The organism is Nostoc sp. EspVER01 (genome assembly GCF_034530635.1).
In the GTDB taxonomy this organism is placed as follows: Bacteria; Cyanobacteriota; Cyanobacteriia; order Cyanobacteriales; family Nostocaceae; genus Nostoc.
In genome coordinates this window covers 11,624-29,793 of record NZ_JAVRCS010000004.1, presented here as the reverse complement: position 1 = coordinate 29,793, position 18,170 = coordinate 11,624, and the positions used below count along the sequence as shown (strand labels likewise).

Sequence of the window (18,170 nt, the reverse complement as noted above, 5' to 3'; positions counted from 1 at the left end):
AAACAGCCGATAAACTCAAAATGCAACTTGCTATTAAACTAATTTTTGCCCAAGTAGGCATCGATCAGATTCTTGATACTGGTGCTGCAACTTCCCAAAGCCTTGCCGAAGGTTGGGATAAACAATGGCTGGATTTATTACAAAATAACACTAGTAATAATTTGTATGGAGCGCTGACTAATCTGGGTATTTTTTTTGCTGTAGGAACCTTGTTATTTTTTATGATACAATTCCTCAAAGACTTAATATCCTACGAATACAGCCGTCCCATATCAGCTTTAATTTGGCCTTTTATTGTGGTAGTACTCTTAAGTAATTCAGGCAATGGAAGTATACTTTCTAATCTGACACTGGGAGTGCGGAATTTTTTAAACACTGTAAATCAGCAAGTAGTGGTATCAGCAGATGCAGACAAAGTGTACCAGCAAGCGCTGAATATGAGTGTTGCTGAGGAAGTAGCTGGTTCTTTACTACGTCCTTGCCAATCACTAACTGGCGAACAACAAACTCAATGTTTTGTTAAAGCTGCTGATAAAGTTAACGTTCTCTGGCAGAAATATAGAAATACTTATGGAAATAAAAGCTGGATAAATAGACTACAAACTAAGGTAGATAATATCAGATATGGTACTGGCATTGTATCAGAAACCTCTTTTAATTCTCTGTTAGGTTCTACAGTCCAAACGAGCATCAAAAACTTTTTAGTTTCCTTACAGTATGCCTTCCAGAATTTGATAGAAGCTACGATGTTGTTGATAGCAGCTTTAGGCCCAATTGCTGTAGGTGGATCTTTACTACCTGTAGCTGGTAAACCAATTTTTGCATGGCTGACCGGCTTTTTATCTATTGGAATCGCCAAAATTTCATTTAATATTATCGCTGTGCTGACTGCCGCAGTGATTGTCAATGGCCCAGGTCAAAATGCTAATGTCGATCCAGATTTAATGTGGTTCATAATTTTTCTGGGAATTTTAGCACCAATTTTATCTTTAGTTGTGGCTGCTGCTGGTGGTTTCGCAGTCTTCAGCGCTATCAGCAGTACGGCTTCTTTGGTAAAGGAGAGGATATAGAAAATTCAAAATTCAAAATTCAAAATTAATAAACTACTTACAACACTTGTAACTAGTAAGTATATGCAAAACATCATATATAATAGCTGAAGTTTTTGCGGGAAGAGGTGAGGAAATGGTGCGTTTACTAGAAAAAAGACAAAGAACGGGAAGTGTTTTGACATTTTTTGCGATCGCTACCTTCAGTTTACATATATTAGTTTTATTTTTATTCTTATTACAAGGGCTAAATATTCGCCAACTTAGTTTGAGAAAACCTCCCAACTTTGTACAATTAATCAATGGCAAACCAGTAGCTAATATTGATGATTTAGCAAGAGAACCAGAAATAATTCGCCAATTTATCAGCAAAACGATGATATCAATGTTTAGCTGGTCTGGAACCTTACCACCACAAAATATTGAAGAAGTTGCAAGCCCCAAACCAGATTTAGGAATACTTATTAATACACCTCAAGGTGGTAGCCAAAAAATTAGTACCAGCAGTTGGGTAGCTAGTTTTGCCTTATCAGAAGACTTTCGTAAAGGTTTCTTAAGCACAGTTGCAGAAATGACACCGCCAGAAGTTTTCTCTGAAAATCCCAACCAAGCGATGACTTCACAACTAGTAATTAAGAGAGTTTATCCGCCAAAACAAATTGCACCAGGTAAGTGGCAAGTGGGTATGGTAGCCGACTTAGTTCAAAAAAATCGAGTTGGTGGTGCAAGACTTATAACTCCTTTTAATAAAGATTTCCTTGTACGTGCAGCAGATTATTTTGCTAATCCACAAGCCGGCAATAGCACCGACTTGCAAAAAGCAATTTATAGTGTTCGCACTGATAGACTAGAAATTTATGAAATTCGTAACTTATGTTTGCTAGATGACTACAACTTGAACGCAGATAAATCAAAACCATGCGGAACTGGACAAACATCTGATAGGTTTATCAGATAATCGATTTTTTACGTAAAGATAGTTCAATTTATAAGATAAATTATTAATGCAATTACTCAAACCAGAAAATAAGAAAAATAGCCCCTTACCGTTGTTGGCAGTAGGAACGTTTGGTTTACATCTATTTACCTTGCTGTTACTAATATTTCACGGGTCTATGTTACAACAGTTAGGCCGACAACTTACACCTCAAAGTTTAGTGCAACTTGTTGATGGCCATTCTATAACAGTAGACCCCCAACCCAATTTAGAGCGGCAACCAGAGACTATTCGGCGTTTTGTGGGTGAAACTATGAGTTTAATGCTTACCTGGTCAGAACAACAGCCACCAACACAAGTCTGGGAAATTACCTCCCAACTGGTAGCTGATGATTTTAAAGAAAAACTTAAATCAGAAATTACTAACTTAAATCCAGATAGCCAATTTGAAAATGTTAATAGAGGAGCGGAAAATGTCTTAGTAATCCAAAAAGTTTCTCAACCGAAAGCAATAAGTAATGGAAAATGGAAAGTAGAGATACTTGCCAATCAATTAATTTTTAACAGTTATGATAAATTAGGTAAATCAGTTTCTTTTAATAAACAAATTTTAGTAAGAGCAATAGATCAGCCTGTAACTTCACTAGCAAATGCAGCACTACCGTCGCAGTTTGCAGCTTACCGCCTTGGAGAAGCCAGATTAGAAATTTATAATATATGTGAAATTAAAGATAATAATTGTTCTGGAAATCCAAACTAGGCTCTACTATGACCCGATACTCAACTCCTGCCCAAACGCCTCCCCAAAATGGATTTACTCTAACTACCGACGATCGCCAACCAGAAGTAGAATCTGTAGATTGGGAATCGCGGATGTCAAGGTTGGTCGGTTTTGAAGAAGAATCTTCTTCTAGTGACACCGAAGGCTCAAAAGACTCTGCAACGCCGCCAGAGCCTCTTTCTCAACCACAAGAAGTTCAGACTAAGCAAGCACTCTCATCTAATCCCTTTGCCAAGTTAGGCTTGGTAGGGGCTGCTACCTTAGCGATAGTTTTGGTGGGTGGTGTGTTCTTATCTCAGTTGATGAGTAGCAGCAATCAAAAACCAAAAAATATTGTTTCTCCACCAGTGCAAGAGCAGCCCACTGATGAATCCATATCTCAACAGATGGAAGGCCAAATAGATACTCTCAAAACGAAATTAGCTCTGACTGAACAAGCACAGATGGTGAAAGCTGCCCAACAACAGCTGAGAATTGCCAAATCAACGCCGACAGTAGCCTTACGACAACCCTCAGTTAGCCAGAAAGTGATCCCAACACCCCCACCAACAGCTTACGTACCTCGGACAGTGACAGTTGAGCGCGTCATTAGAGTACCTGCTTCTCAACCTTCGCTATCACCCCAGCCACCAGTTGTGAACCCTACTCAACCAGTAGTTAATCTAACTCCACCAACTCCACCAAGCCCATTTGAAGAGTGGGCAAGGTTAGCAAAGTTAGGTAGCTATGGTCAAGTTAATGCTAGCAATCAACCTACTAGTAATATAGCTACTTTGGAACCTCCAACCAATGCGCAGCCGCAGCAAGAGACGCCAAACCCCAATCCCGACTCTAATCCCGAACAAACGTCACAAACCCCACAACCAGAAAATTCTGCGGTCAGTCAAGCCCAACCGCAGGGACAGAAATCTGTAGCAGTTGGGAGTAGTGCCAAAGCTGTGTTGGCGACAGCAATCTTTGGAGAAACTAGTAATAAGTCAGGCGGTGGTGGAGATGCAGACGAAGCGAAAAACGTATTTGTAATCCGATTGAAAGAACCATTAAAATCTACTGATGGTACAGTCGCTCTACCCGCAAACACCGAATTCCTCGCTGAAATTGGTTCGCTTTCTGAACAAGGTCTTTTGCAGATGAACGTAGTCAAAGTTATCTCGCAAAATAATGGCAACCCCACAGAACGAAGCTTACCCAACAATGCAGTTATTCTTCGCGGTACCCAAGGTAAACCTTTAATCGCAAATAAATATCCCGGTCAAAGTTCGTCTATAGCCTCGATGGATGCAGGACTATTTGTTTTGGGAGGTATTGCTAAAGCAGCAGAGTTAGTAAATCGCCCTGATACAAAACTCGTGCCATATTCTATAACATCAACATCTTCCAACCCTACCGAAAACGACCCAAACAATACCAACACCAACACTTCCACTGGCCTTGTTAGTGAGACTGAGAATAAACGCGACCTTGCAGCCGGAATTTTGGAAGGTGGTATGAACTCTGTAGTACCCCAAATTGCCCAACGTAATCAACAGGCGATCGCCCAAATGTCTCAACAAGGTGGTGTTTGGTTTTTGCCAGCAGGCACAAATATTGAAATATATGTGAATCAAGCAACTCAGTTTTAAGGGGTAATATTTATACTAATTTTAGATATTTGCAACCATGAAAAAGAATATTAAATTGTCAGGAAATAATCCAAAACGTTCTTATTTCCTACCTATAGCTTCCTTAATTTTCTCGGTTGCTATGTTCTGGTTGGTAGGTCGCGCCGTAGCTAATAACGCCGTTCTGCGTTCCATATTTTCCTGCCAAGCACAAGGTTTAGGGGGACTAGTACCTACGGTCGACGTTTGGTATCAACAAGGAACAAACTTAAGTTTTATTCCGGCTGGAGAAATAATTAAAAAAGTTTGGTTAAATGACCCATCACAAGTAACTATGGATTTTGATGGGCCAGTATGTATGCAGTTTGGCAAAGAACCTAATAGTAGTTCAGGAGATTGTAAAAACTCCGCAGCAAATGTAATTCAACTCAGACGAATTCAAAAACTGGACATTCCTGGACTTCCTCCCACTACCAATACACTTTTAACAGTTGTTACCGAAGCGCAAGGGAAAAACAAGTTGTATACTTTTCGAGTGATATATAAAACAGATAATCCTGAATATCACACCTTAGCAATTTTTCCCGATCCTTCTGGACAGGAAGGAGCTTGTTCAAGAGTTTTACAATAAAGTTATAGCAAAATTACCCGATAGCCATAGAAGTTTCCCCTCGACAAAAAGCGTTGACTCCTACGTATGTCTGCATTGTGGCCGATCAAAAGCCCTGCTATAATTCTCTGCATATAAAAAAGGTTACGAGAGATTTAAGTCTTTGGGCAGTTTTATTTCTTTACGTAGCACGCTTAAGATAACGTGTGAGGTAGTCCTGTAGTTCAATCACTTGAAAAACGCTATAACTTAACAGATTTGACTGACTTAGGCATTTTTAGCTTACATCTTTATAAATCTTCAGATAAAAACTAACCACAAATTCCAAAATTGTGTAAATATAAAGAAAAGCTTAAGAGGTTACAGACTCATGGTGACAGCGAAAATGATGCAACAGCTTTGGGCTGTAATCGAGTCTACCCAGGTCAACACCCTGCTCCAGTTTGACGATGCTGCTTTAGTACAATTGCTTCTCCAGCAGTTAAAAGCCAAGCAGGCGCTTGATGCCCAGGCAGATAGCACTCTAAATACTTATATAAAATCTAAACTGCCCCTAATTCGTGATACGGCTGAGGGTCGATTATCTTTAGGGCAAGGCAGCAATCATTAGTCTGTAAAAATCAAATGATTGCTCGCTGCCAAGCATACGCTCAGAGTTGAAACAGTGGAATATTATGAATAACTGGCTAGTAATTGCCCTAGTAGCTTATCTAATTGGAGCAGCGATTGAAGGGGTGAGTGCAGCCAGTCAGCTATCTCATTCAATGCCAGAATTAGCTAAAAACACACAAGCTCATCCTTCAGAGTCTGACACTGAGACTAGTTCAACTTGGCGAGTTGTGGCCGCCATCGCCTCAGTCAGTATTTGTGGAGCTTTTTTGTGGCCTTGCCGCCTTTTCCACCGTTTAATTAAAGGCAATGTTCGTTCCTAAGCCTAAAACATTAATACTGGAAGAAGCTCTCCTCTTCTGAGAGAAGAGTTGTGAGTTTGGCTCCCGATTACCTATTCATACAGTTTGTTCGGGTTCTGTCGCTACAGGTTGCCCAATTTTCGGCTCCGTTCCCGCAAACAGTCGTTCAATATTAGTGCGATGGCGCAAAATCACATACAATCCACCGGCAATCCCAAACAGAATATAGGGTAAGGGTTGATGCAAAATTACCATGAAAATGGGAACTGCGATCGCACCTGCTATTGAACTCAAAGAGACAATCCGCGATATCGCCACAACGACGGCAAACACACCCGCTGTTGCTAAACCTACCTGCCAACTCATTGCCAACAAAATCCCCAAACTGATAGCAACAGATTTACCACCAGTAAAACCCAAAAAAATTGATTTACTATGTCCCAGAATGGCAGCTAACCCAGATATGGTTACTAGCCACGGTTGCCACAGTTGTACATCTACCGTTTGAGGGATATAATTTTGGATTGGTTCAAAGTTAAATAACCAATAAACTAGAGCGATCGCTAATACTCCCTTTAAGGAATCAAGTACTAAAACCAATGCTCCTGGCCCTTTGCCCAAGGTTCTTAGTACATTAGTTGCGCCAGTGGAACCGGAACCAACTGCCCGAATATCAATACCTTTTAACTGCTTCACAGCAATGTAGCCAGTGGGAAAAGAACCCAGCAGGTAGGCTATGACCACAATTGCTCCGCACAGAGTTAACCAAATAGCCATAATACAATTCAAAATTCAAAATTCAAAATTCAAAAAAGTCAAGAGGTATTACTCTTGACCAATGACTCATTTAAAAGTCGTCATCATAGTTTCTCACCATTTTGGGGTCAGGAGCAAAGGCTAACCATAGGGGAAATTGCAAGAGTGACAAACTGATTTGTTCTTCTGAATCGTCAATGATAATTAAGGGCAGTTGATTGGCTTTCGTCAATCGGTCTGCTTTTTGAGCGAGAGCGTCAGATGCCTCAAATAATACCACACCCCGGTCTGGGCCGAAATCTGGGCGACCGATTCCTAGACAATCTTGCAAGCCACGCCGCCATTCGCCTAATCGCTCCGGTGTATTAGCTAAGACTAAAGTACGGACGCGATCGCCATAAAGCTTGTGTAATATCGAAATTGCAGCTGAGGCAATCAGAATATTTTGTAAGCGGCTACCCATTGTCCGCAAACCACCCCTTCCTCCTTGGGTAAAAAACCAGTTGGAGATTCGTTCAGCGTGGATTGGTTCAAAGGTACGGCGTAGTTGCCACGGTGGCCCGTAGTAATCTGGTTTATTGCGGTATTGGTCGATTAGGCGGCGAATTTGCTTTGTAGTATCTTGAAACTGCTGTTGGGCAAATTGGGGTATTCCAGGTTGGGGTTCAGCTGGTTTAGCCTCTTTTACAGCTGGTTTTTCTCGTTCCACTACACTTGGCGTTAGTTGCAACTGCTCGGCGGCAGAGGCCAAATCCTGTAAGCTACCCGTGAGATAGTCTTTAAAACCCTGCACCCGAATTGCCAAGTCTTGGGATGCACCAGCAAAAGTGGTTCGCATCTCATTGCGGATACGTTCTTGTCGGCGTTCTAATTGTTCTACAGAAATTTGCAGAGTTTGTTTGCGTTGTTCTAACTGCACCAATGACTCTTGCACGAGTCGCCCCAGTGAGGTTTGAGTTTCACTCACCTGTGTCTGAAGCTTTTCGTAAGAAGCTTGCAGCTTGGCTATTTCTGACTTAAGAGCTACTTCAGCACTCTGCAACTCTGCTATCCGCTGCTCTGCTTCTGTATATAATGAATGATTTCCTGATTCTATTTCAGACCCCAGCGCGACATTTTCCGCTTCTAACTGCGTTACAAACTCGCCATTTAAATTTTCTGTTAGCTCTACTGTAGAATCTACCACTTCTGCATTGGAAATGAGTGGTTCAAAATTTGTGTAGTCCTCTGATGAGCTAATGGCTTCTGTGTCTACCACTGACTCAACTGATGGATTTACTGGATGTTCAACTGCATTGTTTTCTTCTAGTTTCTCTGCCAACCGCTCATCAATTGGTTCTGGGGTTTGAGATGCCTCTGGGTTCATAAACAATAGTGTAATTCCTATGATGCGAATAAATAGCTTTCAGAAATATTACAATTGACCTGCCATAAAAGTCCTGAGCATGAGTGCTGAGTTCTGAGTCTATATCAAAGCGACTCAGCACAGATGGCACTCAGCACTAAATACGCGGACAACGTTGTTCTAAACAAGTTTTCAAGGTGTTGGGGTCAAATAAAATCGGCAAAAAGTGAATACTTTTAATTTCTTTAAAGTAAAACAAAATGGGGACTCTATTCCAAAAGATCCGCCAGTTTTGCCATTCCTGGTAGGGAAAGCGCCGAATCAATTTTTCGCCTCTGTAAATATCTAAGTCGGTAGCGGTAAATTGCAAACGCAACGTTAACGCCTGAAACATGAGAAACAAACCAAACAGCGTGAAAACAGAGCCTACCCAAGGTTGTACCAACAGTAGTGGAATCGCGGCAATCACCAACACTATCGGTATATTGTAACTAGGCTTGAGTTCCACAGTTGATATGGAGTTAGAAGTAAATGAGCTGGTCACAGTTTTAAATCCTGCTTTGTTTAGTAGGCATCTCTCCTATTTTAGGAGTCAGGAGTTAGAAGTTAAGAGTTAGGAGTTATGAGTTAAAACTCCTCACTCTTAACTCTTAACTCCTCACTTCTAACTTCTATAGCCCTATGAATGCACTGCCAGTCCCCTGAAACATTAACCAAGAAAGAAAGAAGTTGCTCACAAATATAATCAGCAAGGCAGTCACAACAGCAGTTGTAGTTGACTGTCCTACACCTTTAGCACCTCCTGTTGTCGTCAACCCCCAACTGCAACCAATTACAGCGATTAAAATACCAAAACAACACGCCTTAATCATGGCGCTTAAAATATCCCAGATACCAAGGAAGTTACGGGCTGAGTCTAAAAATACTGTATCAGACAGGTTGTAGATATTTGTCGCAATGATGAATCCTCCAAACATTCCCGTTATCAAAGACAGGAGGGTTAAAATTGGTAACATTAAACAGCAAGCAATAACGCGGGGAATAACTAGATAATCGATTGGATCTGTTTTTAACATCAACATGGCATCGATTTGCTCTGAGACTCGCATGGTACCGATTTCTGCTGCAAAGGCAGAACCGACTCGTCCCGCCAAAACCACTGCTGTCAACACAGGAGAGAGTTCTCGTGTCAACGCTATCGAAAGCACTCCGCCGATAATGTTTCCGGCGCCAAAGTTGATAAATTCCCGCGCCACTTGAATGGTAAACACCGCACCAACGAAAATAGCCGTCAATAGGGCAATAAATAAGGAATCTGGCCCAACTGCTGCCATTTGTTCTAAGGTGTTACGCCGATGGATTTTGCCCCTCAATAGGTGAACTAGTACTTGCCCACCCAGAAAAATCGCCGCCAGCAAACGCTGACTCCATTCCCCTAAACTGGATTTGGATGTAGTCTGGTTCAATGTTCTGTAGCTAACTCGGTAACTGCCTTAAGAATAGCGGAAGTCATGGGAATGGGGAATGGGTATTGGAAATTGGGCATCCCTTCTCTGCGAGACGCTACGCGTAGCTTGCTTCCCTGGAGGGGTACGGCTACGCTCAGGGCAAGTGGGCATTGATTATTATTCTCAGTCTCTCTGCTCTCCTGCTCCCGACTCCCGAATAAGACTGAATATTAACTTAGATTAAAGATGTTCTCAGAAAATGAAGCTGTTCTGAAACGTGCTGCAAAGCAATAAATAAGTAGTACACTGGGCTATAATCTTTATTCTGCAAGGCTTTTCTAGATTTAAGTTTCTTTATATATCCCCAGCATAGGCTGTAACTACTACCCATTTATTTTAATGAAAACTTAAGATTTTTGACAGATTCGCTGCTCTGGGGCGATCGCTCGTATTGTAGAAAATGACAAACCGCTATCTTGCTTTTGTCACCTCTACTCACGGAGTTTGTCTTAAATGACTATTTTTACTAACTTTCTCCGCTCGCTACTACTTACAATCATTTTTAGTTTTGTCGTTCCCATGTTCCTCATTGGCGGCGGATTGCTTTTTATATCCCTCATCGGTAACATCCCTGGCTTACAAGAGTTAACCGAGGCAATCGCTACTGAGATTATGCATTTTCTCGCCACCTTCGGCAGTGGAACTCCCCTACGCGGATTATTTGTAATTAGCTTGACCTTTAGTTTCGTTGGCGCACTGTTTGATATGTTTGTATATTATCGGCATCAAATTTTACGTTTAAATTCTTAAGTAGTAAAAATAGCTTTGTCTGGGGATTAATTATGGGCTGTAGAAAACAGGAAAAAGTGATATTTCCCAGAGTGAAAGTACTACTAGTCTTAACCTAAATAGAGATGAGTGTTGCTGAATGAATTTGTATTAATTAAATTGAGTGTCGAAGTAATTGATTAAATATTTATATATTCATTAGTTATTAGTGATTAATTACTGACAACTAGTGAACGTGCGCGACCTGAGTCAAACCAGTCCTCAAACATTTAAAAAGCCAGAATAACAAGGCATTGAGAGCTTTTAATTTTGCAAAATAGCTAAAATAGCCTTTCTAAATCATCAGGTTAACGCTAAACTAGAGTTTGGCATTTTATGCTAGCTGTAATCTTTGAGGATTTGATTAGTATTAATCGAGAATATCAAATAAAACTCACTGAAAAATATAAAAATTTCCTTAAAATTCTGACGATCGCAATGCCTACTCATGTTTCTTAACAGAGGAAAGCAGGTCGTCTGACCGTTGGGGATCTTATATTGAATTTATTACGAGGTATGTTGACAGCTCATGGTTTGGCCGTTTAAGCCCAAGTTTAGAAAACAAATTGCGCGGATTGAAATTACTGGTGCGATCGCCGGTGCTACTCGCAAACGCGTCCTAGAAGCCCTGAAAACTGTAGAAGAAAAAAAGTTTCCGGCATTATTGCTACGTATCGATAGCCCTGGCGGTACAGTCGGAGATTCTCAAGAAATCTACAGTGCCCTGAAGCGTTTGCGCGAGAAAATCAAAATCGTCGCTAGCTTTGGCAATATTTCGGCTTCTGGAGGAGTATACATCGGTATGGGAGCCGAACACATCGTTGCCAACCCAGGTACAATTACGGGCAGCATTGGTGTGATTCTGCGTGGGAATAACTTGGAACGCTTGCTAGAAAAAATTGGTGTCTCCTTCCAGGTAATTAAGTCTGGCCCTTACAAAGACATTTTGGCTTTCGATCGGCAACTGACCGAACCAGAAGAACACATCCTGCAAGAATTGATTGACACAAGTTATCAGCAGTTTGTCCAAACGGTAGCTGATGGCCGTTCTTTAACGGTAGAAGCTGTAAAAAGTTTCGCCGATGGTCGGATTTTTACTGGACAGCAAGCCCTAGCCTTGGGTGTTGTAGACCGCTTGGGCACAGAAGAAGATGCCCGTCGTTGGACAGCAGAACTGGTTGGTCTCGATCCAGAAAAAACTCTCTGCTATACCCTAGAAGAACGTAAACCCTTATTGAGTCGCTTTATACCAGGAAGTCGTCAATTTTCATCAGGAATTGGGGCTGGTATTGATTGGCTCGAATTTGAAATGTCTACTAGTGGTTTACCTCTGTGGTTATATCGACCCTAATATGAGTTAGGAGGAGCCAGTGCGGTCTTGGGGTTTCCCCAAGTGGAGCAACTAGCGTTTATGAGTGAAGAGTTATGAGTTAAAAATCTTAACTTCTCATTCTCAACTCCTAACTCCTCACTTTTGCGTTTTAAGGAGGATTTTGGCGTGGACTGGCAAATGCGGGCTATTCGCGGAGCAACAACCGCTTCAGAAAATACTGTTGAGACAATTCAAGAGGTAGTTACAGAACTACTCAATGAACTGGAAAACCGGAATCAATTCCAGCCAACGGACATCATTAGTGTGACTTTTTCAGTGACACGCGATTTGGATGCAGTTTTTCCAGCTGCGATCGCAAGAGCGCGTCCTGGTTGGGATAATGTGGCTATGTTGGATGTACAGCAAATGCACGTCGAAGGCAGCTTACAGCGCTGCATTCGCTTCTTAATCCACGCCTATCTGCCAGCCTCCGCCTCAATTCATCATATTTATTTACGCAACGCCGCTAGCTTGCGTCCCGACTGGAGTTTGCCTCAGACTTTACAAGCATCACAGCAAGCAGTTAAGTCAAAAGTGTAAAATGCTTAGATTATATTACCGAAAAAGTAGAGATTAGGTTTGAACTTTCTCAGCAGTCAGCATTTATTATTGCCGATGTAGGTAATGTCTGAATTTATTTGTGTTCGAGGAATTCATCAACTGTAATTCCTGCCTGTCGAATCAAACTTCTAAGTAACCCAGGTGCTAATTCCCGATGATTGGGAATTGATAAAGTTGGTTTTGATTCACACCAAAGTATCATGTGGCTTCCCGTTTGGTGATCTAATGCATAACCAAACTTTTCAAAAATCTTGACAGCTTCCTTACCGGAGATATTTGATAAACGTCCCATTTATACTACAACTTCCCCGATAAACACTTGCGATTCCTTAACAATATAAGGTTTGCCATGTTTAGCTTGGACGTGGAGATATCCAGTAATGGCATCTTTAATATTTTCGATTGCTTCATCTAATGTTTTGCCTTGACTCACACAACCTGGAAGTTCAGGAACCTCAGCAACATAACCTGCATATTCTGAATCAAAAGTAAAAATTACTTGAAATTTCATAATAAATTAATCTTGTGGGTAAGTTTTGAATAAATTGCTAAGTCTATTAAGTCCCGGATAACTTGGGGTCTTTTTTTTATTTCAAACATCACGGCTAAATTGCATCTTGATGTTTGTTCATTCTTTCTCGGATTGTTTGACGGATATCTTCCCAATCTTGAATAGTCAGTTCTGTTGCATTTCCAGAGTTTAATCCTTCCAGAAGCATTGTTTCTAGACGTTCTTTAGCTCTCTGTTTTTGATCTTGTCGCACCAATTCACGAAAATATTCACTGACACTGCTGTAACCACCTTGAGCTACCTGTTCTTCTATATAAGTTCGCATGGTGTCAGGTAAGGAAATATTGATACTTTTCACAAGTGTTAGTTTTTGAATCTGTTTTTCTACATTATGGCAGTTTTTGCCATTTTATGCCATTATACAGAAGATGTTATTTAGGATTGAACTGTGGCAATTGTTTCACTGCACAGCATACAAGTACGTCACATTGGTAGAATAGAAATTGCGCGATCGCACCTGATAAATTAATGTGAACAGTGCGATGTATACATCCTAAATTTATCCTCTTTAGTGCCGAACGATTGAAGTCGTGGCTAAAGACATACAGCCAAATAATACTTTAAAGTTTAAAATATATTTAGTTTATGCGAGACGCTAGAGAAAATAAGAATGTAGGAGAGGCGGGTTGAAACTGCCGAATTATGAACTAGCAGTTGTGCCACAGCGAAAAATTACTGAGTATCTGTTGTCGCCAACTCACCCCGATAGAAGCAGCAAGGAAAAATTTTTTACTGCGTTTGGTTTTTCAGTAGAGGATTGGGAAACTCTTGCTAAAGCATTACTAAATCATGTTGCTGATAACGATGTTACAAAGATTGAAGATTCACCATTTGGAACTCGATATGCTGTAGAAGGTACACTACTTTCACCGGATGGTAGAAACCCTTTGATTCGTTCGGCTTGGTTTATTGAAATAGAGGAAACTATTCCTAAGTTTGTTACTTCATACCCACTGAAACGGAGAGAAGAATGATTCAAGAACTTGATAGAGTTATTCTGACTAGTAATATCCCAGAATATAGTTTAGAAGAGGGTGATATAGGTACAGTTGTTTTAGTACATCAGGGTGGCAAGGGATATGAGGTTGAATTTGTCACATTGGATGGCGAAACTGTGGCAATTGTTTCACTTCACAGTATACAAGTGCGTCCTATTGGTAAAAGAGAAATTGCGCGATCGCGCGTGATAAATTAATGTAAACAGTGCGATGTATACTTCGTAAATTTATCCTCTTGAGCCTAACGATTGAAGTCGCGGCTAAAGGCATACAGCCAAATAATACTTGAAAATTTAAAATATATTTAGTTTATACGAGACGCTAGATAAAATGAGTATTGAAGAAATTATTATAGACAAGGTAAGAATATTACCTCCTGATAAGCAACAAGATGCGTTAGATTTTGTAGAATTTTTACTTGCAAAAATACAAAAGCAAGAGTTATCTTCTCAAGATAAAAATTTTGGGGTTTCAGCTTTGAGTTTGGCTCAACAATATGTTGGTTGTGTGGAAGCAGCGAGTGATTTGTCTACTAATAAAGATTATATGGATGGTTACGGTTCGCGATCAGGCGATAGGTATTGCCCAATCTTTAGAGTGTGATACGTGTATATTATTTTGTTGTAAATGCTTATACAAAAACTTTTAGTGGATGATTCATCTGTTTTGTTTGATCTAGTAAATGATCGTGCTTTAGCTTTTGCATCTCTTCTTTAAGAGTTTTCTGAACAATTTTGACGATTAAAGCTTCTAAGTCTGATACTGTGAGACTACTTAGAAGCTGGTCTGATGTTGGTTGGAAGTTTTGCATAGAAAATATTTCTGCATCCTGATCTATTAGTGTAACTGATGTTTGTTTTTCTATTTCAGAGTAATTTAAGGATTCACTTGTAATCATATTTTTAGTTATTAAAGGATTTTTTTTATTCCAATTTGACACAATTTCAAAGTAACCTGCGGCATCTTCTAAACAATACTCAAACATATTTAATAAAATATCTATCCAGCCCCTTTTTCGTAAAAATACTTTGTTGGGATTTTTACGAAAATACCTACCGTCAATTTTTTTATTTACTTTGATTTCAAGTTGTTCAAACAAACCATTTAATCCTTTATAGCCATATTCTTGCCAGTAATCTCTAAAATCAAATAGTTTTATTTCATTAACATTTGGATATATTGATAGAGCTTTAAATCTGTTTCTCAACGTTTTTAGATCACTCTTTTTTATCTCGAAGCCGATAAAAGTTTTGTTTTTCAGCCTAGAAATATCTTGCATGATTTCCTTAACAAGTTGCTCTTCCTCAACTTCAAACTCTAAAAATTTAACTTTGATATATTGCTGATTAGTTCTTTTGAGAAGCCGAGTAATGGTGTATCCATATATTCTTTGTACTGCTTTTCCCTGTACCTGTAAATAATCCGGCCAAAATTCTAAGTCAAGAAAAACCAAATCATAGATAGAATCATTAGAAAAGTTATTGATAAATTGGCCATCAATCTTGACCTCTATCTTATACATAAAATATTTTGGGAATTATTTACACATTAAAAATATACAAAAAAATAATTACAATCAAAACAGGATATACACGTATTGAACCGCTAATCTATTTGCGTTTGATCTGCGTGCATATGCGGTTAGAAATTCAGACTTTTCTAGTTACAAAACCCAACCTTAATGAACTAAAGCGATCGCACTTTTTGTCAAGCTTCCACAGTGAATCCATTAAACGCCATGTTTTCTATAAAAATATCGGGTTTCATCCTGGCTTGTAAATCAAGTTTTGAACTCGTAAACTAGCTTTTGCGACTTGAAAAGCAGCTTTTGCGACTTGAAAAGCAGCTTTTGCGACTTGAAAAGCAGCTTTTGTGACTTGAAAAGTAGCTTTTGCGACTTGAAAAGCAGCTTTTGCGACTTGAAAAGTAGCTTTTCTGACTTCAAAAGCAGCTTTTCTGACTTCAAAACCTGTTAATGTTAAAGAATTTCAGTAAATCTAACCACATTTATTTATAAATTAATCTTAATGCCTTAGAATTAATGCCTTAGAAATTCTCATAAAAAAACGCAAATATACGCATTAAACGCAATTTTTCAGCATTTCCATACGTACATTTGCGATAAAATAAAAAACGATACCTACGGCTGGCTACGCCTACGCAGCTTTAATGCACTAATGCGATCGCACGTTTCGTTAACGCTTCAGCAGTCAATCCATTAAACGCCATCAACTCGCCAGCACTGGCTGTAGTTTCGCCACGTTTCCACGCAAAAGTATCGCGCTTCGCCGTACTCCGCAACAGAATCGGTTCTAACATCGCCGCAGCACCACCTGTAACAGCAATTAACGCATCGCCATCAAATAATTCGGCAAATTTCGCATCATCTAAGAAACCGCCTTCGGGTTCAGAACAGGTATCCCACGCGGTATCATGACTACGGTACAATTGCCGAGGATTGATCACAGAAACTATTTTCACGCCAATACCTTCAGTTTCTAAGAAAGCCGCAGCTTCAAATACTGGCATTAATGTCATATCGCCAATTACAGCAAATACAACTTGTTTATCACCAGCAATTTCATGTAATAACACTGCACCATCGCGTAACCCTTGACGAGTTTCTTCTAAAGTTGTGCGAATTGGTAACGGCGATTTACTTGCTGTAATTACAATTCCCTTATTCTTAGTTTTCAAAGCCCAGTCATAACAGGCTTGAATACTATTAGCATCAGGCGGAAATAATGGGAAAACATTTCCATTTCGCATCAACGAAGCAAAGTAAGCTTCAATTTCGGGACGTTGGTGAGTCCAACCGTTACGTCCTTGTTCTAATGCACCTGCTGTGAATAAAGTAATAGTCGAGGGAGTTTGACGGCGCAATTCTGCCATTGATTGGGTTACAGTTTGCCATATTGGTAATCCGTTGATGGCAAAAGATTCGTAAGAACACCACAAAGTTCTCGCACCCATTAACGCTAAACCCGCAGCTAAACCGGCACAAGCATCTTCACTCAATGGTTCATAAACTTGTCCATTTGGTGCTTGGTTATATAAGTCGTCGGTTGTGGGGTGGATAATCTTTAATGCTTGGTTGATGTTGGCAATTCCAGATGCTTCGTTACCGTCGGCGTTGGTGACAAGGAAATTCTGATCTTTTTTTCCAACTATTCCTACCAATCGTCCCATCGCGGTTGTGGAAACTTTTGGTTCGCCACCGACTGCATATTCTTCTAAAGGTAATTCGCCTAATTCTGGCAATGGTAATTCAAATTCTGTCACCACAGTTTTTGCGGCTGGGCCACCACCGGCGCGTTCGGCATTTGTTCTGACTAATTGCCAAGCTTCCGCAGATAAAGCACGGGTTTGCAATGCACTGATAATATGTGGCGCGTCCAACGTATCTTTAGGATACAAGTTGTGAGATTTTGCACCCCGCGCGTGAACTCCTGCACCTTTGAGTTGTTTAATAATGAAGACGGTAAGTTTCCCACCAAGGGCAGATCGCGCTGCTTTATCTACACCCGAAAGTACTGCTTGCGTAAATTCTAGGCGTTTCTCAAAGGAGAAAGCTGTACTATCAACGTAATCCCCTGGTTGGTTTTGATCGTCAAAGTCTTTGGCATCCACTAACACGACTTCATCAAAACCGTTACCTTGCCAATATGCTTGCATCTGTTCATTGGTTTTCAGGGAAACCATGCTGTGATGTTCTTGGCTGTAACCGTTCCACACCAACACCGGTAAGAAGTTGGTGACAGCAGGATAAGCTGTATGGAAGTGTGCGATCGCACTTACAATATAAGGCTCACCCAATCCACCATCCCCAACTGTAAAGGGGAATAACTTATCTTTGTGTAACAGTGCAGCCGCCATTGCAAAGTGTTGCCCTTGTCCTAAAGGCCCCGCAGGTGCGAGAATACCGGGGATGTAACCAGAAAGATGTCCTAAAAGTCCGTGCTTTTCTCGGAAGCGATCGCGCAATTGTTGGACTGTAAAAATTCCCATGTCCTCTAGCGAACGATCCAAGAACATGGCACTATAAAATCCGGGGGCGTGGTGTCCGACTTCGGTAATAATGTTCTTGTATCCCAGCATGACAAGAGATGCGTAAGCTTCTGCTTGACTGGCGAATCCGCCGGGATGCCCAGAAGCCTTACTACCGGTAACTTGCAAAGTCAGGTAGCGTAAGGCATCGGCAGCAAGTAAAGTTTGATATACAGCTGCTTTATCTGTGGGAAATGCGATCGCGATTTTGCCCGACTCAATAGCAGGTGTTGCACCATAAGTTTCAAAATTTGGTAAAGCTTCACCAAAATATTGAATCCCTTCCGAAAAATTAGGAAGCGCTGAAGATGCCTTTGCGGAGATTGCAGTCATGCTGAGTACCTTTTGACGATGA

General features: G+C 40.5%; 22 protein-coding genes. 13 read left to right on the top strand and 9 right to left on the bottom strand.

Annotated features, from left to right (window positions below; genetic code table 11):
• Positions 1-20 precede the first annotated feature (20 nt).
• The 7 genes from RMX69_RS04915 to RMX69_RS04885 all read left to right on the top strand — a co-directional run bounded on the left by RMX69_RS04915 (position 21) and on the right by RMX69_RS04885 (position 5,910).
• Entirely contained in the window at positions 21-1,070 is a 1,050-nt protein-coding gene (locus tag RMX69_RS04915) for a hypothetical protein (protein WP_322636690.1), read from the top strand.
• A 115-nt stretch (positions 1,071-1,185) separates the two neighbouring features.
• Positions 1,186-2,007, top strand: coding sequence for a hypothetical protein (locus tag RMX69_RS04910; protein WP_322636689.1), 822 nt, complete (start codon positions 1,186-1,188; stop codon positions 2,005-2,007).
• Between the two features lie 46 nt (positions 2,008-2,053).
• Complete coding sequence (locus RMX69_RS04905; protein WP_289797730.1) at positions 2,054-2,746, top strand: hypothetical protein; 693 nt, start codon at positions 2,054-2,056, stop codon at positions 2,744-2,746.
• Between the two features lie 8 nt (positions 2,747-2,754).
• On the top strand, positions 2,755-4,389 hold the full coding sequence (locus RMX69_RS04900) for a TrbI/VirB10 family protein (RefSeq protein ID WP_322636688.1): 1,635 nt from the start codon (positions 2,755-2,757) through the stop codon (positions 4,387-4,389).
• Between the two features lie 37 nt (positions 4,390-4,426).
• Positions 4,427-4,999, top strand: a complete 573-nt coding sequence (locus RMX69_RS04895; protein WP_289797728.1) for a hypothetical protein — start codon at positions 4,427-4,429, stop codon at positions 4,997-4,999.
• Positions 5,000-5,348: 349 nt separating this feature from the next.
• On the top strand, positions 5,349-5,588 hold the full coding sequence (locus RMX69_RS04890) for a hypothetical protein (protein WP_289797727.1): 240 nt from the start codon (positions 5,349-5,351) through the stop codon (positions 5,586-5,588).
• 64 nt (positions 5,589-5,652) lie between these two features.
• The gene (locus tag RMX69_RS04885; protein ID WP_289797726.1) at positions 5,653-5,910 is read left to right on the top strand and encodes a hypothetical protein; all 258 of its coding nucleotides are present in this window, start codon (positions 5,653-5,655) and stop codon (positions 5,908-5,910) included.
• A 75-nt stretch (positions 5,911-5,985) separates the two neighbouring features.
• Here the strand turns inward: RMX69_RS04885 and plsY are convergent, their stop codons facing one another.
• From plsY to RMX69_RS04865, 4 genes are all read right to left on the bottom strand, one after another.
• The gene (gene plsY, locus RMX69_RS04880; protein ID WP_289797725.1) at positions 5,986-6,666 is read right to left on the bottom strand and encodes a glycerol-3-phosphate 1-O-acyltransferase PlsY; all 681 of its coding nucleotides are present in this window, start codon (positions 6,664-6,666) and stop codon (positions 5,986-5,988) included.
• Between the two features lie 70 nt (positions 6,667-6,736).
• Complete coding sequence (locus RMX69_RS04875; RefSeq protein WP_322636687.1) at positions 6,737-8,011, bottom strand: DUF3086 domain-containing protein; 1,275 nt, start codon at positions 8,009-8,011, stop codon at positions 6,737-6,739.
• A 136-nt stretch (positions 8,012-8,147) separates the two neighbouring features.
• Positions 8,148-8,534 (bottom strand): DUF3119 family protein, encoded by a 387-nt coding sequence (locus RMX69_RS04870; RefSeq protein WP_289797723.1) that lies wholly within the window; start codon positions 8,532-8,534, stop codon positions 8,148-8,150.
• A gap of 127 nt (positions 8,535-8,661) precedes the next feature.
• Positions 8,662-9,456: an MlaE family lipid ABC transporter permease subunit gene (locus RMX69_RS04865; RefSeq protein WP_094350672.1), complete on the bottom strand. Its 795-nt coding sequence runs from the start codon at positions 9,454-9,456 to the stop codon at positions 8,662-8,664.
• A gap of 495 nt (positions 9,457-9,951) precedes the next feature.
• Here RMX69_RS04865 and RMX69_RS04860 point away from each other — a divergent pair, with 495 nt between their 5' ends.
• The 3 genes from RMX69_RS04860 (at position 9,952) to aroH (ending at position 12,178) form a co-directional block, all read left to right on the top strand.
• Positions 9,952-10,248 (top strand): hypothetical protein, encoded by a 297-nt coding sequence (locus tag RMX69_RS04860; protein WP_289797722.1) that lies wholly within the window; start codon positions 9,952-9,954, stop codon positions 10,246-10,248.
• 547 nt (positions 10,249-10,795) lie between these two features.
• The gene (gene sppA, locus RMX69_RS04855) at positions 10,796-11,617 is read left to right on the top strand and encodes a signal peptide peptidase SppA (protein ID WP_322636686.1); all 822 of its coding nucleotides are present in this window, start codon (positions 10,796-10,798) and stop codon (positions 11,615-11,617) included.
• A 147-nt stretch (positions 11,618-11,764) separates the two neighbouring features.
• Positions 11,765-12,178 carry a chorismate mutase gene (aroH, locus tag RMX69_RS04850; RefSeq protein ID WP_292743582.1) on the top strand — a complete coding sequence of 138 codons (414 nt, stop codon included), beginning with the start codon at positions 11,765-11,767 and terminating at the stop codon, positions 12,176-12,178.
• A 94-nt stretch (positions 12,179-12,272) separates the two neighbouring features.
• Here the strand turns inward: aroH and RMX69_RS04845 are convergent, their stop codons facing one another.
• The 3 genes from RMX69_RS04845 to RMX69_RS04835 all read right to left on the bottom strand — a co-directional run bounded on the left by RMX69_RS04845 (position 12,273) and on the right by RMX69_RS04835 (position 13,068).
• Positions 12,273-12,491 carry a type II toxin-antitoxin system HicA family toxin gene (locus RMX69_RS04845; RefSeq protein WP_322636685.1) on the bottom strand — a complete coding sequence of 73 codons (219 nt, stop codon included), beginning with the start codon at positions 12,489-12,491 and terminating at the stop codon, positions 12,273-12,275.
• Positions 12,492-12,710: a type II toxin-antitoxin system HicB family antitoxin gene (locus tag RMX69_RS04840; RefSeq protein ID WP_322636684.1), complete on the bottom strand. Its 219-nt coding sequence runs from the start codon at positions 12,708-12,710 to the stop codon at positions 12,492-12,494. It lies immediately after the preceding gene.
• A 94-nt stretch (positions 12,711-12,804) separates the two neighbouring features.
• Positions 12,805-13,068 (bottom strand): type II toxin-antitoxin system ParD family antitoxin, encoded by a 264-nt coding sequence (locus RMX69_RS04835; protein WP_322636683.1) that lies wholly within the window; start codon positions 13,066-13,068, stop codon positions 12,805-12,807.
• A gap of 328 nt (positions 13,069-13,396) precedes the next feature.
• Between RMX69_RS04835 and RMX69_RS04830 the strand changes: the two genes are divergently transcribed.
• The 3 genes from RMX69_RS04830 (at position 13,397) to RMX69_RS04820 (ending at position 14,371) form a co-directional block, all read left to right on the top strand.
• Entirely contained in the window at positions 13,397-13,744 is a 348-nt protein-coding gene (locus RMX69_RS04830) for a DUF6883 domain-containing protein (RefSeq protein WP_322636682.1), read from the top strand.
• Positions 13,741-13,965 carry a DUF4926 domain-containing protein gene (locus RMX69_RS04825; RefSeq protein WP_322636681.1) on the top strand — a complete coding sequence of 75 codons (225 nt, stop codon included), beginning with the start codon at positions 13,741-13,743 and terminating at the stop codon, positions 13,963-13,965. Before RMX69_RS04830 ends, RMX69_RS04825 begins: the two co-directional genes overlap by 4 nt.
• 133 nt (positions 13,966-14,098) lie before the next feature.
• Entirely contained in the window at positions 14,099-14,371 is a 273-nt protein-coding gene (locus RMX69_RS04820) for a DUF2281 domain-containing protein (RefSeq protein WP_322636680.1), read from the top strand.
• 28 nt (positions 14,372-14,399) lie between these two features.
• Here RMX69_RS04820 and RMX69_RS04815 read toward each other — a convergent pair whose 3' ends face one another.
• Positions 14,400-15,290, bottom strand: a complete 891-nt coding sequence (locus tag RMX69_RS04815) for a hypothetical protein (RefSeq protein ID WP_322636679.1) — start codon at positions 15,288-15,290, stop codon at positions 14,400-14,402.
• A gap of 644 nt (positions 15,291-15,934) precedes the next feature.
• A complete protein-coding gene (locus tag RMX69_RS04810) occupies positions 15,935-18,148 on the bottom strand; it encodes a phosphoketolase (protein ID WP_322636678.1) in 2,214 nt (737 codons plus the stop codon).
• Positions 18,149-18,170: the final 22 nt, after the last annotated feature.

Bases quoted from the DNA above. Each gene is read 5' to 3' on its own strand.
- RMX69_RS04915 (WP_322636690.1), top strand. From the start codon at position 21: ATGCAACTTGCTATTAAACTAATTTTTGCCCAAGTAGGCATCGATCAG.
- RMX69_RS04910 (WP_322636689.1), top strand. From the start codon at position 1,186: ATGGTGCGTTTACTAGAAAAAAGACAAAGAACGGGAAGTGTTTTGACA.
- RMX69_RS04905 (WP_289797730.1), top strand. From the start codon at position 2,054: ATGCAATTACTCAAACCAGAAAATAAGAAAAATAGCCCCTTACCGTTG.
- RMX69_RS04900 (WP_322636688.1), top strand. From the start codon at position 2,755: ATGACCCGATACTCAACTCCTGCCCAAACGCCTCCCCAAAATGGATTT.
- RMX69_RS04895 (WP_289797728.1), top strand. From the start codon at position 4,427: ATGAAAAAGAATATTAAATTGTCAGGAAATAATCCAAAACGTTCTTAT.
- RMX69_RS04890 (WP_289797727.1), top strand. From the start codon at position 5,349: ATGGTGACAGCGAAAATGATGCAACAGCTTTGGGCTGTAATCGAGTCT.
- RMX69_RS04885 (WP_289797726.1), top strand. From the start codon at position 5,653: ATGAATAACTGGCTAGTAATTGCCCTAGTAGCTTATCTAATTGGAGCA.
- plsY (WP_289797725.1), bottom strand. From the start codon at position 6,666: ATGGCTATTTGGTTAACTCTGTGCGGAGCAATTGTGGTCATAGCCTAC.
- RMX69_RS04875 (WP_322636687.1), bottom strand. From the start codon at position 8,011: ATGAACCCAGAGGCATCTCAAACCCCAGAACCAATTGATGAGCGGTTG.
- RMX69_RS04860 (WP_289797722.1), top strand. From the start codon at position 9,952: ATGACTATTTTTACTAACTTTCTCCGCTCGCTACTACTTACAATCATT.
- sppA (WP_322636686.1), top strand. From the start codon at position 10,796: ATGGTTTGGCCGTTTAAGCCCAAGTTTAGAAAACAAATTGCGCGGATT.
- RMX69_RS04845 (WP_322636685.1), bottom strand. From the start codon at position 12,491: ATGGGACGTTTATCAAATATCTCCGGTAAGGAAGCTGTCAAGATTTTT.
- RMX69_RS04840 (WP_322636684.1), bottom strand. From the start codon at position 12,710: ATGAAATTTCAAGTAATTTTTACTTTTGATTCAGAATATGCAGGTTAT.
- RMX69_RS04825 (WP_322636681.1), top strand. From the start codon at position 13,741: ATGATTCAAGAACTTGATAGAGTTATTCTGACTAGTAATATCCCAGAA.
- RMX69_RS04820 (WP_322636680.1), top strand. From the start codon at position 14,099: ATGAGTATTGAAGAAATTATTATAGACAAGGTAAGAATATTACCTCCT.
- RMX69_RS04815 (WP_322636679.1), bottom strand. From the start codon at position 15,290: ATGTATAAGATAGAGGTCAAGATTGATGGCCAATTTATCAATAACTTT.
- RMX69_RS04810 (WP_322636678.1), bottom strand. From the start codon at position 18,148: ATGACTGCAATCTCCGCAAAGGCATCTTCAGCGCTTCCTAATTTTTCG.